The organism is Bacillus sp. NPDC057893 (genome assembly GCF_042796455.1).
Taxonomy (GTDB): domain Bacteria; phylum Bacillota; class Bacilli; order Bacillales; family Bacillaceae_G; genus Bacillus_A.
The window spans coordinates 261,329-275,936 of the sequence record NZ_JBHVNG010000004.1 but is presented as its reverse complement, the minus strand read 5'-3'; the positions used below and the strand labels follow the sequence as shown (position 1 = coordinate 275,936).

Below are 14,608 nucleotides of genomic sequence, written 5' to 3'. Positions count from 1 at the left end.
TCCCCCTACATAATCTGCAAATATTCATCAATATCTTTATTTATTTGTATAAAAGATTTATCCCAAAACTCATAATTTGTTAAATCAATTTCAAAATGTATCTGCATAAGTTCTTCAACTGGGGCTTTCCCCGTTTCTCTCAAAAATTCTTTATACCTCAAATGAAATTCACTTTTATTTTCTTTCGCTAATTCTAGTAAACTAAAACTTACTAAATAACCAAATGTGTATGGATAATTATAAAAAGGAACATCTGCTATATAAAACTGAACGTATTTCATCCAAACAAACGGCTGATATTCTGTTAGTGCATTTCCGTATGCCTTTTCTTGCACTGCTATAGATAATTCCTCAATTTCATCAGCACTTATAGGACCTTCTTTACTTTTTTCATAAAAACTCTTTTCGAACTGGAACGATGCACGAATTGCCATAACATAATTAAAGCTATTTCTAATTTTCCAGCTAAGCAATGCCTTTTTCATTTCTGTACATTCTGCTGTTTTTATTAAGTGATCTACAAGCACCATCTCAAAGAAAATAGACGCTGATTCTGCTGTACTCATTGGCAGATAATCATCTAAAAATGAAGTAGATCGATCAAAACTCATATTATAAAAATGCCAAGCATGTCCTAACTCATGAGCAAGTACTCTTACACTATCGATACTTCCGTCATAACGCATAGAGATTCGCGATTCTTTTTCACTGAAAAAAGGAGCGCAAAATCCACCTGGTGGTTTACTGTCTCTTGGTTCCGCATCTACCCATCCATTTGCTATTGCATTTCGTGCAAATTCTGCTAATTCTTCATCTATATTTTTTAGTGCATCATATATATTTTTTACTGCTACTGAAAAAGGAATAACGGTCTCATTACTTTCTTTTAATGTCATAAGTTCATGCCATGTAATCGAATTCTTTTCCTTTTTAAAAGCGTTTAAAGCACTTACTAGCTTATCAAGTTTAGATTCCGTTGCATCCCACATTTGTGATAATACAACTTCAGAAATGCCATTCATTTGAAGGGATTGAGTTAGAACTGCTCTCCTTTCTAATTCATTACTCTTTGTGTTACGTAATCTTCCTATTTGATTCAATACAGTAGCAAAGATTTCTTTTTCCTTATTCAAAGCATTTGTAAGAGAATCGAATACTTTTAACCTTTCATTATGATCATCACTATTCATCGCAACGTAATTTGCTTGTCCAAAAGATGAAGTCTCTTTATCATGAGTTATTTCTAATTTATTCCGTAATTGTATGTACATATCTTCCCAAGCTTTTAGTTCATTTTCTATTAGTTTAATACTTGAATGATTTGCATTAACACTTTGTCCCTTACTAGATTCTATTAATAGTTGAACTTCTTTCTTTAATTGATTTACTTTTACACTTAGTAAAGTATCTTCAGGATGCTTCTCATCTTCAGCAGCACGGCAATATAAATAATACTCTGCTTTTTCAATAGCCTGTATAAGTTGTGAAAGGATTACTGAGTCTTTTGTTGCTTTATATTCAATTTTTAATCTTTCTATCGTTTCTATAGAAAACGTGAAGTTTTGTTTTTGAGGATATAGCCTGTCCAAATCCCATCGAGATTGGGCTTGTATTATTTTATTCATTTTGCACCCTCCTTTTTTACAAATAGTTACAAAACACCACTCTCTTCACTATTATATATGAACTATCTAAATTTTAATATCTTAAAATATTCAAACTTATATGAATGTAATTTGATATTTCATTTTCTATTTCTTCCTATTTATATGAGTTGTAAGTATTACTACTTCTTCTAGGGAATTTCTAGGTTCGTATAGACTACACTGTTTATTTACTCTTTCTTTTGTTTGAAGTTTATAACTTTTACTCCACTTGGATTAATGTTATAAGTAATTGTTACAACATGATTTGGTGGGTTATGGGCGTTTGTATAAGTTCGATACTTTGCAACGACAATGAAGTTAAAAGTGTATTTTGGGGATCTGTCAATTTTTATAACCTTCGCATCAGTTAAACTATACTGATGCGAAGGTCCAAGTTTGCTTTGAATCGTTCGACTTGCATACGGAGCCAATAAAGTGTTATATGAATCATAAAAATCTTTATCAGATATGTTAGCTGCGTTTCCTTCTTTCGGAGATGCAAATATGACCATTATTAAAATCCCGTAAATTATTAGGGATAGTTTACTCTTTAGCATGAGATTCACTCCAGGCTTATTAGATGATAAACTTTAGGATGCTCTAAAAAATAATGACTATTCTTTTTATGTTATTCTTAGCTTACTAAGCATCAAATAAATCAGAGCTTTTACTTGCGAGTCAATCTTTTTAATAACATTTATGCTATCTCGAATGACTGGAACTGATTTTTAAATATATTTCAAACAGATCGAAAAAAAAATACCAACCTAACAATCTAAAGATGCTGAATTTTACCGATATATATGTGAATTTAAACATAGAAGAAAGTGAGAAAATAACTTATGACTACTCATATTGTACAATCGACAGACTATAGCCAAGTATCTGATGCATTACGACGCGAAATTGCTGTAATGCTACAGCGGGTTTGGCCAGATTCCGATCCCCTGCCTGAGGGGGAAATTCCTGAAACACATCTTAAAGAATTTAATGTACACTCATTTTATTCCTATATAGATGAAAAGCTAGTCAGCTATGCAGGTGTAGTGCGCAAAACTATCCATCATAAGGGACAACCATTTAATATAGCCGGACTGAGTTGTGTAGCGACTGATCCAGATTATCATGGTCAAGGTTTAGGTTTACATACAGTTACTGCCGCTACCGAATGGATTGAAAAACAAAGCGATATAGATTTCGGGATATTTACGTGTAAACCATCTTTAGCTCCCTTTTATAATCGTGCTGGTTCTTGGCCTGTTATACCGGATGTAATGCTTATTGGTAGAGAAGATGAAGATGCTTTATCTAGTGCATCATTAGAAGTTGCTGTTTTAATGCGTTTGTTTTCAAAGAAAGCGAAATCTCATAAATCAATATTGCGCCATACCACTATTAATCTTGATTTTCCAGTTGGTCAGTTTCTATAATACAGATAAACAAAAGCCAATTCCCATATGATAAGGACATTGGCTTTTTCTTTTTTATTTTGCTTCACATACGGAATTCGTATTTTGTGATTCCTTCCCATACAGAACTGCTAATGTGGGATAAAAAAAGGGTCTCCCTAAGAGCGTTAAAACACGTAATCTTTAGGATAACCTCTAATAATTTATAAACTAAGAAAACATATTACTGAAACCCTGTTTTAATCCATTTTATTTTCAGCTGAAATTTTAAAGTACTTCGCAGATAATTTATAAGAGCGATTCTCATTATAAAAGTTACCTAATTCATAGGATAATTCAGCAACTAAGCGATGTTGCTTTTTTTCTACTCCCACTTCAATTACTTTTTGCATATTTTTCTCGTATTCATAATAATCTCCACGTATTTTGAATACTTTAGCTTTCAAACCATATAGTTGGACATGTGCAATTGGTACATCATAAATCGATAAAAAATGAAATGCTTCATCCATAACTTTATTAACATTTTTCCAATCTTTAAGTTCTATGTACACCTCTATCATGTTTCGTAATGCATATACCTTTTGATCTTTCTCCGATAAAAATCCACTTAACTCCAAAGTTTCTTCATAGTATTTAATGGCATTCGTATAGTCTTTCAAACCTTGATAAATTTTCCCGTAATCATAAGAAATGATAGGTAAATACTTTGAATCACCATTAGTAGCCAAACTATTTTCTACCTGCTGTAAAATTTCAAGTGCCTTTTCATATAACTCATCCATAATATACAATACGGCAAGCATTAAAAGTGCATTTATTACGTTTTTCTGCATACCGTTTTTTCTGTATATATTGAAAGCTTTTAAGGCATACAAACGACTAATACTTTTATCTTTATAAAGCTCCTTATATACATGACATAAATTATAGTATATATGAGCATGTTGTTCAGTTTCTTCTACTCCAAGTAAACTCTCAGCCTGTACATAAATATCATGCGCAGCAATGTAGTCTTGTTTATTATAAAAATAATAACCTCGAGATTTTAAATAATAAATATAATCTTCAGGATCTTGCATTTCGACCTGACTTGGTATCATTTGCGAAGCTTGATCTACAAACGACTTCACATATAACAAGTTTTTTTGGCGGGCATGATAGTATATAAGTACACCATATACCTTTAATAATAAAGGGATTGAATCCACTTCACGAACATATAATTCTAATGAGGATAATTCAGCTTCAGTTATACTTTTATCTTTTTTATATTTATTACATATTTCAAGAATAGTAAGCTTTATCTCCTCGTGATTACCTTCTATGAGATAATCGCCATCAACATCCAGTTTCTTAGAAACTTTCTTTAAAAAAGAAGATGATGGTTTTATTTTCCCACTCTCAATTCTACTTAAATAGGTTACTGAGCATATTTCTGATACGAGCTCCCCCTGTGTTAATCCTTTATGCATACGAACTTGCCGAATACGTTCCCCAATTTCCATCTCTCTACTCTCCCTATTTAACCATTTCATGCTTTTTACTAATTAAGTCATTATGTATTTCTTAATCTTTCATACTATATAAAATGGGCATTCTCACATATGTAAAAAAATGTATCGATTATTTAAATTGTACATTCATACTTTGATTATTTCTATACTTCTTGTTAAATTAAATGGTAAAAAATCGATTTTTCCGGCTATTTTTTTCATACAATTTTACTACTTGTTATTAACAAAGACAGCGCCATATACTTGAATTACGATAAACTTAATGAAAAGGATTTAACTTCATGTAAACTACGATTCTTAATTTAGATCGTATGGTTAATTACATTTAGCTAGTACATGGAAGATATCTATTGTAAATCCTAATAAATTAAATGAGCTTAATAGACGAATTATCAATTTCAAATCCTAAAAATTAGTTTATCAAATCATTTATTAAACACGAAAGGATGATAAACATGATTGTAAGACTTAAAGATGAATCTGCACGAAAAATAGTAAGATATGTTGGAGGCGCTGTTTTACTTTTAATAATCACTTCTTTCCTTTATCAGTGGAAAAATGACTTAGTAATTGATCATACTGAAAGAGTCAGCTTCGCACTAGCCATCACTACTTTTCTATCTACCTTCTTACCTTTTAAAGAGAAAGTTAATAAATAATTACATATTTTTCATTCGCATAAAACATTTATTTTAGAAGTTAAAAAGGATTCATCAAATGTTAACTATCTTTCTTGATTTAAATAGGCTTAATAGATTAATTCCAAATATCACATCTTATAAGTTAGTTTATCGAATTATTTAGTAAATATGAAAGGGCGATAAATATGATTGTAAAACCTAAAAACGATTCAACACGAAAAATAGTAAGATATTCTGGAGGATCCGCAACTCTTTTAATACTAGCATCCTTCCTTTATCAGTGGAACAATGGTTTAGTAATTGATGATACTGAAACATTTGGTTTCATACTAGCCTTCACCATTTTCCTATCTACCCTCTTACCTACTAAAAAGAAAGCTACTAACTAATAAAAAATTACATGTTTTTCATTCATAAAAAACAATTATATTAGAATAAAAAAAGGATTGATCAAAAGATCAATCCTTTACTCTACTTCATTTAAGAAGAACAATGTTAACGCACCTGGTCCTGTATGCGCTCCGATTGCTGCACCAATTGTATTTACGATAAATACTTCACAGCCGAATCTTTCAGTAATTAATGATTTTAATGCTTCAGCTGTTTCTAAGTCGTCACCGTGAGTCATACCGATTGTTTGATCTTTAAGGTCTTTTCCGCGCTCTTCCATAATATCAACAATGCGGCTTAATACTTTCTTTTTCCCTCGTACCTTTTCAAGTGGTACAAGCTTTCCTTCATCCACATTTAAAATCGGCTTAATGTTTAGCAAACCACCGATGAAACCAGCTACTTTACTTAAACGGCCACCTCTTACAAGGTATTGTAAATCAGCTACAGTGAAGATATGCTCCATATGCTCCATTAGAAAAGCGACACGGTTTAAGATTTCTTCTTTTGACGCGCCCTCTTTTGCCATTTTAGCAGCTTCTAATACGACAATACCTTGACCGAGTGAGGCACATTTTGTATCAATAATTTCTAAATCTAAATCAGTGTATGTTTCTTTCACTTCTTTTTTAATGAGAACTGACGATTGATATGTACCAGACAATTCAGATGAAAAGGCTAAATATATACAAGGGTTACCTTCTTTTCCATAGGAAACAAATTTTTCTTGGAATGTTTCAAGTGAAGGCAATGACGTTTTATAAACTGCGCCTTCTCTCATTTTTTGCAGTAATGTAACTGATTTTAATGTAACCCCATCTAAATACTCTGTTTCTGCTTCATCATATACACGGAGTGGAATTAAATCTATATCATATGCTTGCAGCAATTCTACCGGTAAATCCGCCGCACTATCCGTAATGATTTTAACGCCCATTTTTAAACCTCTATTCTGTTATAAATATAAAAAAATAAAATATAAATAGTACTTTTAAATTATATACGTAAAACTTAAATGAAGAAAGGAAAACACTTTATATTGTATGCACTATTCTTCAAAACTTGAACTGTTAATAAAAATCATTCCATTCAAACCACTTTTTTCCTGATATTATATTATGTATAACAGAAATAGTAAAAGTTTTCTGAAGGAGGATACATATGAGTATTCAACTGGCTACATCAAATGATTTAGAATGGATTAATAATCAATATGAATCGATAGGGTTTGTACGAAGTGATTTAAAGCGGGATACAGTTGCGATCATTACATACAACAATGCGTACGCAGGTGTTGGACGTTTAGTCCAAATAGATGAAGATACAATTGAAATGGGTGGAATTTTCATTCTTCCTAAATTCAGGGGTCTACAATTAGCTGAGGAACTTGTTTCATTTTTAGTACAAACTGCGAAAAAATTACAAATACAAAATGTGTATTGTCTTCCTTTTGAAGAACTAGAAAGTTTTTATAAAAAATATGGCTTTACTGAAGTTAATACTACGAAAGAAGTTGTCCACCCAATTATTCTAAAAAAATATAATTGGTGTTTGGAAAATTACGATAAACATGTTTTACTATTTAAGTTGTGAGTTTTGTAAAAAAGGAGTGAATATACTTTATATTACACCCTAGGTTATAAGATGTAATTATCTATGTTATTTAATTAGCTTCATTAATCAAACAACATGTACGCCAATTTTATGTCCGTTTTAAATAAGTGTTAGCAAGAACGTTTACAAACTTGTTAGCACTTTTTTAAAACATACCCCTGAAGAAATTCATACAATTAAGTAACTATCCTAGCTAGCAATAATATCATCCTTCATAAATATGAAAATGAATTCATTGAGGATAAACCGTTTGGAGGATATTCTATAGCACTAAATGATTTACTAAAGATTACGCCTTGGTACGCAATGAATAAAAATAATGAGCTAATCAAGGGAATATAATCATTTTTATGTAATTCGCACTTGCACTTCCTGTTCTTGTATCACTTGAATGATTAATTCTAATACAATATTTTGTACTAACTGATACACATTATCATGAAATGTACTTTGTTCTGAAATGTATTCAATACATTGATAAATATAGCCTTCTACCAATAAGCTACCTTTTTCAACTGTAAATGCATTTTGTCCATTCTTTTTTACTTTTGGCACTAAGAATTCAGTTTTTGTCAAAACAATCTCCTGTTCCACCTCTTTTATTCCTATGACTTTTTCTGTAAATACAACTTTTTCTCGTAAACTAATTTCACCTTTATATTTCCCTATTTCTATTGGTAGTCTGGCTGTTATATTATTATTTATTTCTCCTTCATTTCCACTCTCTAATATTATACTGTGGATAGGTATCCATGTAGATGTCTCTACCCGATTCTCTTCAATATTCCCTTTGACTTTTTGATTATATAATTCAACAAGCACTCTCTTTTCATGAAGATTTAAAGAAACTAATTTACAATAAGCCTCCGAATGATGCTGTTGCACTGTAGTTAATAACTTAGAATCTAATTCACGCCCCTCCGCATCTTTTTCATTTCGAAATACAAATGCATCTTGATTTTTCACATTTATTTTTGGAAATACTTTAAAGCTAGACACTTCTGAAATAATAGAAAATGGAGTTTTCACTACCATTGAATGCACTGAAGTCTCTATTTTTGATCCTAAACCTATACTTTCTCTCTTTGATTCAGTTTCTTCACTTTTTTTCTCTGATTCATTTGCTACTTCTACTTTCTCTAATCCAATCACTTTATTTTCTTTTGCTGGTTCAGTCTCTTCACTTTCTTTCTTTGATTCAATTGCTATTTCTTGTTTCTCTAATCCAATTACTTTATCTTCTTTTTTTGACTCTGTTTCTTTACTTTCTTTCTCCAATCCAATTACTTTATCTTCTTTTTTTGACTCTGTTTCTTTACTTTCTTTCTCTAATTTAATTGCTTTATCTTTTTTTTTTGATTCAGTTTCTTCACTTTCTTTCTCTAATTTAATTGCTTTATCTTCTTTTTTTGATTCAGTTTCTTCACTTTCTTTCTCTATTCCAGTTACTTTATCTTCTTTTTTTGACTCTGTATCTTTACTTTTCTTTTTTTCTCTTATTTCACGTGAATCATCTTGAACATTCAGCATTTTCCATTTGTAAACTTTGTTCCATATTTCTTTACCAACCCATGGCTTATTCATCACCATCCCCCCATCTGATGTAATTCCTAAAAATATGCTTTTTGTACGCGACCATTTCATCATTATATATGTTTTATAATAATAAAAAAGACATTGTCTTTTTAATAAAGACAATGCTTTTTTAGTTTTATACTTGTACTTGTTGTACTTGTAAAACTTTTAAAGTAAGGTCTAGTACAATTTTTTCACGAAGAGTTCCAAATGGCTCGTTTAATTCTGTTGGACAAGGTGAAAAGTCTAATTCGAAAAATTGAGCACTTACTAATTCGACATAATGATACGTTTATAAGCTTCTTCAGGAGATAGAGCCGCACGATATGCTCTCGAAGAAGTCATTGCATCGAACGCATCTGCTTTCGCAACAATTCTATAGAAACATTCTAGTCACTATTTTTCACTTTAATTCCTTTACGTTGTACAATTCGTACAACTCTCCGTTCATTTACCTATTATTCACAAAATAAGTATCATACGCCTTATCAAAAACATATCCTAGTTTTTCAGCTAGTTTAGCAGAAGTGCTATTGGCTGCATCCCAGTTTGGATATTTCCCATTTTCTAAACAATCCAATATTAAGGCCGCACTAACTACATTCGCTAAACCCTTTCTTCTATGATTCGGGTCAGTAGCAAGTTCAATTTCAATACCATCATCATAAATACTATATGATGATGCGCCGCATACGACTTCTCCATCATATAAAATACTATAACCTATGCCTCGATTTACATAATCATCTATTGATTGGAATTGACTTGTAAAATCTTCAGAAAGCTTATGTAGTGTAGGATTATTTGCGATATGCTCATCTATTCTTCTTAACTCATATCCTTTTGGAAGTGTTGATATAAAAGATTGTAATTTTGAACGATCAAAAACTTCCGAATTACGTTTGAATTTATAGCGTAAAAACTTATCTATTTTTCTTTCATAAAATGTTTCTAAACGCTTTTTCCATTCTTCACTATTTACGATTACTAACATTCTTTCAGGAATATTACGTAATAACGCTTCTGTTTCTTTCACATTTGGATCTCCAGTATAAAATGTAAAAATCCCTACTGTAACTTGTGCTACTGTCGGATTTTCAAGATCGTTTACCCAAGCAGTACCCATATGTCCTTGTAAATAAGAAAGTAAAATAACATTATTAAAATCTTCGAACATGGAAACTAATTTTTTTCTTGTATGTATATTCGCTTCATATATCATTTACATTCCTGCTTTCTACAAAATCAATATAATTCTACATTTTCATGAGGTAACATATGTTTCTGTTATATATATCCGTTCATTAAACTTAAATTTCGAGCAATTATAAATTTATTATAACATCTAATCAAAAATGAAAGATTCACTTTTTCAATTTTAAAACGTACATCTTATAATCCAAATAAAACCTATTTGTTGATAAAATTTTAACCATATACCAATCAAGTCGCATCACTGTAAGATTGATTTATAAATAAGCTTTTTAAGGGGGATTATAAAATGACTGATTTCTATTCCCGTCTTTCAAAAAGTGATGTCGCTGTTCTTCTAGTGGATCATCAAACCGGTCTGATTTCCAGCCTAGTGCACTACTCATTAGATTAATAAGGGAATTACACCAATAATAAGTAATAACACATATTTTTTACTATAAATACATATAACAATTTCATCTTTCATGAAAAAAACGTTATAATAAGGTGTAGCCTCTACGATTACGTTATAAAGGAGATTAAAACAATGGCTAAAATTAAAGTATATCAAGCAAAAGAAGAAAATATGGATGCAGTAAAAAACATCATTGATGTTGAGGAACAAAACCCAACTGCTGAAAACTTACAAAATCTATACGCATGTGTATTAGAAACTGAAGATATGGCATTGCCTGAATCATACATTGAAGAAGATATCTTAATTGATTCTATGGAAGTTATGGTTAATGCTTCTCAAAACAAACTAAGAGACTTAGGTACATACGATGTAATCGAAGTTCAAAACAAAGGTAAGAAAACACAAGTTTTATTATTAGCAGACGAAGAATACGAAATTATCGAAGGCTAATCTAATACCGTACATACGACAAAAGCTCCTTTCAAATTTGAAAGGAGCTTTTTCATTAAGATTTTGATGTTTCACTCTTTATATTCTTTTGTTCTTTCTGAAACACCATGCGCTCATTTCCCATAAAGAAAATGAATACGAATGCTAAACCAGCTGGTACCAATGCCCACATGAATGTTTGAACGATTGAACTAGAAAGAGCGTCAATAATTTTATCTAATATTTGTGGCGGAATTTGAGATCTAGCCGATTCTGATAAAATGGCTCTTGAATCTCCTAAAGCGTTTGAATTCATTCCCCCGCTCATACCTTTAAACGCTTCTTCTAATTGATCCTGGAAACCCGTTCTTTGAATCATTCCGAAGATTGTAATACCAAGTGTCATACCTAATGAACGAATGAAGTTACTAGTTGAAGTCGCAGACCCGCGTTGCTCCATACCGAAGTTATGAATAGCAGCCATACTTAGTACAGAGAATGAGAAACCAACTCCAAAACCGATAATAACCATATAAATTGTTAATAATATACGACTTGTTTCTGGTGTTAACGTGCTTAATAAGAATAATCCAATTAGCATAATAACAGCAGAAATAATCATAATGTTACGGTAGCTAAGTTTCGATGTTAAAAATCCACCTAACTGCGCTGTAACTACTGATCCTAACATCATTGGTAATAACAATAATCCTGAGTTTGTTGCCGTACCACCGTATACACCTTGAATAAATAACGGAATATACACAGTTGCTGACATAAATGCAGCCCCATAACATAAGGCAATAATTGTACTCATTCCAAACAGACGTTGCTTAAACATCTCAAATGAAATGATTGGTTCTGCTACTTTTCGTTCAATAACAATAAAAGCAATTACTAAAATAGCGAATCCAGCAAATAAACTTAAAATAAAGCTAGAATCCCAATCATACTTTTGTCCGCCTAATTCTAAGGCGAACATTAAACAAACTACTGCACCAACTAAAGTAATTGCACCAAACCAATCAATCTTTTGTTCTCTATGAACTCGTGACTCTTTATAAAATAATGTAATAAAAATAAGTGCTAAAATTCCAAGTGGTAAGTTAATATAAAACACCCAGTGCCAGCTAATATAATCCGTAATATATGCGCCAAGTAATGGCCCGAAAATACTTGATAAACCAAATACTGCTCCGAATAATCCACCCATTTTCCCGCGTTTTTCTGGAGGGAAAATATCAAAAACGATAGTAAATGCGATCGGCACTAGTGCCCCGCCGCCAATACCTTGAATGGCACGATAAATACCTAACTGTGTAATATTTTCAGCAGTTCCACAAAGAGCCGAACCAATCATAAAGACGATTAAACCGAAAATAAAGAATCTCTTTCTACCATACATATCTGATAGTTTACCGAAAATCGGCATGCCTGCCATTTCTGCGACCATATAGGCAGAAACGACCCATACAAAGTTTTCAAGACCTCCTAAGTCACCAACAATCGTTCCCATCGCTGTTACGACAATGGTATTATCCATTGATGCCATTAAGATACCTAGCAATAAACCGGCAACAACGAAGCCGATTTTATTATTCTTCTCAACCATAGCCTTGCTCTCCCTCATACTACTTATATTTGTTTATGTTCTTTTACGACTGTATTACCTTTCTGATTAAAACTAGTATGATATTCTACAACACTAATTTCACAGCCAGGGCCTATTATAACATGATTTCCTCTTACTACGTCTGCTATTGTATGTTCTAAATAAATATCATCCCCCTCAATAATTGATGTTTGAAGGCTTCCTGAATGACTTGTAAAAGGAATAAATCTCGCCTTTTTACGTACTGTAATCTTTTTCCCACCGATTTCTTTTACTTTACTTCCTTCATAACGAAGTGAGATTTCAATATTTTCAGCATTAAGTAAACCATCACTCTCAAGACCGCCAGTTAGTAATAATTCCTCTACTTCTATATCTCCCTTCACATTTAAAGCGCCTGTCACATCTACAAAATCACCAGATAGCTTCCCTTTAAATTCTATCATACCTCTAATTTTTGTTTTATGAATTTGTCCGTCGCCTTGTACTTGGGCATTACCATATACTTTTACATATTCCGCCTTCATATTCCCTTGCACTTCACTATCTCCATACACGACATAATTCTTTGCTTTCATATTGCCACGTACTTCACTCGTGCCGTACGTTTTAAATTCATTACAACTCATATCATTAGAAATTGTTCCTTCACCGCGAATCTTTACTTTGTTATAATCTCCACCTGCTGAGCTACCTGATCCATTAACAGTAAGACTATGTTGATTTTCCATATCAATTGCTCCCTTCTTTACACCTGCTTAATTTCTTTTACATTTGCGCTTTTATCAACAGTAAGAACTCCGGTATATTCAATGAGTTCAATCTCACAGTTCGGTCCTACTGTAACATTATTTCCTCTTACCGTTTTTATGTGAGCATAATCAATATCGATATTGTCACCTTCTAGCAGTTCAGCTTCTAACTGCAGGCCAAATACTGTTTTAAAAAGTCTACTAAAAGTACTTAATCTATGTCTTACTTTAATCGTTTGACCACCAATTTCTTTCGCTCTACATGTACCGTGAATATTTATATTAATTTCATCTGCGCTTAATAATCCACCAACTGTAAATTGTCCTTCTGAAGAAAAAATATCAACTTCACAATTACCATCAATCGTCGCTTGACCATTGATTTTAAATTCTTCACCAGTTACATTACCACCTATCGTCCCTTTTCCTGCAATTTTCAAAGTGGTCGCCTTTACATCTTGTGTAATTGTCCCTTTCCCATCGATTCGCATCGTTTCTGCACTAACTGTACCCTCAACTTTGCCTGATCCGCTAATTCTCGCATCGCCACTTTTCAAATCACCAGTAACAGTTCCGTAACCATTACATTCAAATTGGTCGCATTCAACGTTTCCATTAACAGTTCCTTTTCCATTTAGTTGCACTTTATGAAACTCTCCACCGTTTGATGAACCATATCCATTTATAATTAAATTTTCTGTACGCATTATTTCTCCTCCACTACAACAGTTTAGTTTTTAATGCTTCGGTATATTTCATAATTGCTACACGTAAAACAATCTTTGTTCCCTTTTCAAAAATTAAATCCTCAACGCTTGATACTAAGAAGCATGTAGAAATCCCTAACTTCCGAATAATAACTAAGTCACAATTTTTATGTTTAATCGCTTCATAATTTTCACGTAAAACTTGTAAAACCATTTTCCCTTCTTCTAAGCTAACGTCTCCTGATTGAAGAAGTTCTTCTAACATATACACATAAAGAATATCTACAAATTGAAATTCTGTTGTTTTATTCGTTTGTTCTATGAAGAATTGTAAAACTGGCTCTGATGCAATACCCCTACGTAACAAATCATCTTTTGTTAAATGAATTTCTGTCACGCTCGGTGAGAACATATTTGCTAATTCATCAAGTGATAAATCCTCTTTCATCGTTTGGATTTTATCAATACGTTCTAATATCTTTTCTTTCGGGAAAAATGTTTCCTGGCCTGTGAACGTTGACTTCCGTACAAACCAATCTTCCGGTATTAAATTTTTTCTCTTCCACCTATATAATTGTCCGTATGAAATACCAGTTAGTTCTAATAAATCTTTTTTTGAAATTAAATCTGTACTCAACTGTATATCACTCCTTCTGATAACAATGTAACATAACACTGTTACGCTGTAAATAGACTTTTATAAC

14 protein-coding genes and 3 pseudogenes are annotated in these 14,608 nt (G+C 32.0%); 5 read left to right on the top strand and 12 right to left on the bottom strand.

All coding sequences use genetic code 11. The features are described 5' to 3' along the window. Positions 1-5 precede the first annotated feature (5 nt). Both ACFVQC_RS19870 and ACFVQC_RS19865 read right to left on the bottom strand, forming a co-directional pair. A complete protein-coding gene (locus tag ACFVQC_RS19870) occupies positions 6-1,625 on the bottom strand; it encodes a M3 family metallopeptidase (protein ID WP_377899001.1) in 1,620 nt (539 codons plus the stop codon). 209 nt (positions 1,626-1,834) lie between these two features. Next, complete coding sequence (locus ACFVQC_RS19865) at positions 1,835-2,203, bottom strand: DUF3888 domain-containing protein (protein WP_002110384.1); 369 nt, start codon at positions 2,201-2,203, stop codon at positions 1,835-1,837. Positions 2,204-2,488: 285 nt separating this feature from the next. Between ACFVQC_RS19865 and ACFVQC_RS19860 the strand changes: the two genes are divergently transcribed. Continuing rightward, the gene (locus tag ACFVQC_RS19860; RefSeq protein ID WP_377899000.1) at positions 2,489-3,076 is read left to right on the top strand and encodes a GNAT family N-acetyltransferase; all 588 of its coding nucleotides are present in this window, start codon (positions 2,489-2,491) and stop codon (positions 3,074-3,076) included. A gap of 218 nt (positions 3,077-3,294) precedes the next feature. On the opposite strand, the gene ACFVQC_RS19855 is transcribed toward ACFVQC_RS19860, so the two are convergent. Then, positions 3,295-4,563, bottom strand: coding sequence for a helix-turn-helix domain-containing protein (locus tag ACFVQC_RS19855; RefSeq protein WP_377895887.1), 1,269 nt, complete (start codon positions 4,561-4,563; stop codon positions 3,295-3,297). A gap of 464 nt (positions 4,564-5,027) precedes the next feature. Between ACFVQC_RS19855 and ACFVQC_RS19850 the strand changes: the two genes are divergently transcribed. Further along, positions 5,028-5,231: a hypothetical protein gene (locus tag ACFVQC_RS19850; protein ID WP_377898999.1), complete on the top strand. Its 204-nt coding sequence runs from the start codon at positions 5,028-5,030 to the stop codon at positions 5,229-5,231. 448 nt (positions 5,232-5,679) lie between these two features. Here the strand turns inward: ACFVQC_RS19850 and ACFVQC_RS19845 are convergent, their stop codons facing one another. Beyond that, positions 5,680-6,540: a DegV family protein gene (locus tag ACFVQC_RS19845; protein WP_377898998.1), complete on the bottom strand. Its 861-nt coding sequence runs from the start codon at positions 6,538-6,540 to the stop codon at positions 5,680-5,682. Positions 6,541-6,764: 224 nt separating this feature from the next. Between ACFVQC_RS19845 and ACFVQC_RS19840 the strand changes: the two genes are divergently transcribed. Further along, positions 6,765-7,196 (top strand): GNAT family N-acetyltransferase, encoded by a 432-nt coding sequence (locus ACFVQC_RS19840; RefSeq protein WP_377898997.1) that lies wholly within the window; start codon positions 6,765-6,767, stop codon positions 7,194-7,196. A gap of 369 nt (positions 7,197-7,565) precedes the next feature. On the opposite strand, the gene ACFVQC_RS19835 is transcribed toward ACFVQC_RS19840, so the two are convergent. The 4 genes and pseudogenes from ACFVQC_RS19835 to ACFVQC_RS19825 all read right to left on the bottom strand — a co-directional run bounded on the left by ACFVQC_RS19835 (position 7,566) and on the right by ACFVQC_RS19825 (position 10,014). Further along, positions 7,566-8,801, bottom strand: coding sequence for a BC_2427 family protein (locus tag ACFVQC_RS19835; RefSeq protein ID WP_377898996.1), 1,236 nt, complete (start codon positions 8,799-8,801; stop codon positions 7,566-7,568). Between the two features lie 127 nt (positions 8,802-8,928). Continuing rightward, positions 8,929-9,075 (bottom strand): annotated as a pseudogene (locus tag ACFVQC_RS30235) (CsxC family protein); the annotation flags it as partial. After that, positions 9,075-9,170: pseudogene (locus ACFVQC_RS19830) on the bottom strand (HD-GYP domain-containing protein); the annotation flags it as partial. The pseudogenes ACFVQC_RS19830 and ACFVQC_RS30235, both read right to left, overlap by 1 nt. Before the next feature lie 73 nt (positions 9,171-9,243). After that, a complete protein-coding gene (locus ACFVQC_RS19825) occupies positions 9,244-10,014 on the bottom strand; it encodes a GNAT family N-acetyltransferase (protein ID WP_264541045.1) in 771 nt (256 codons plus the stop codon). Positions 10,015-10,293: 279 nt separating this feature from the next. Between ACFVQC_RS19825 and ACFVQC_RS19820 the strand changes: the two are divergent. Then, positions 10,294-10,395: pseudogene (locus ACFVQC_RS19820) on the top strand (isochorismate family cysteine hydrolase YcaC); the annotation flags it as partial. A gap of 138 nt (positions 10,396-10,533) precedes the next feature. After that, the gene (locus ACFVQC_RS19815) at positions 10,534-10,854 is read left to right on the top strand and encodes a hypothetical protein (RefSeq protein WP_002065928.1); all 321 of its coding nucleotides are present in this window, start codon (positions 10,534-10,536) and stop codon (positions 10,852-10,854) included. A gap of 55 nt (positions 10,855-10,909) precedes the next feature. On the opposite strand, the gene ACFVQC_RS19810 is transcribed toward ACFVQC_RS19815, so the two are convergent. The 4 genes from ACFVQC_RS19810 to ACFVQC_RS19795 are packed head-to-tail and all read right to left on the bottom strand — an operon-like array spanning position 10,910 to position 14,541. Then, positions 10,910-12,445, bottom strand: a complete 1,536-nt coding sequence (locus ACFVQC_RS19810) for an MDR family MFS transporter (protein ID WP_002065927.1) — start codon at positions 12,443-12,445, stop codon at positions 10,910-10,912. Between the two features lie 23 nt (positions 12,446-12,468). Further along, positions 12,469-13,176 (bottom strand): polymer-forming cytoskeletal protein, encoded by a 708-nt coding sequence (locus ACFVQC_RS19805; RefSeq protein ID WP_219919040.1) that lies wholly within the window; start codon positions 13,174-13,176, stop codon positions 12,469-12,471. Between the two features lie 17 nt (positions 13,177-13,193). After that, positions 13,194-13,904, bottom strand: coding sequence for a bactofilin family protein (locus ACFVQC_RS19800; protein WP_002065925.1), 711 nt, complete (start codon positions 13,902-13,904; stop codon positions 13,194-13,196). 13 nt (positions 13,905-13,917) lie between these two features. Further along, positions 13,918-14,541 (bottom strand): YhbD family protein, encoded by a 624-nt coding sequence (locus ACFVQC_RS19795; protein WP_377898995.1) that lies wholly within the window; start codon positions 14,539-14,541, stop codon positions 13,918-13,920. Positions 14,542-14,608 lie beyond the last annotated feature (67 nt).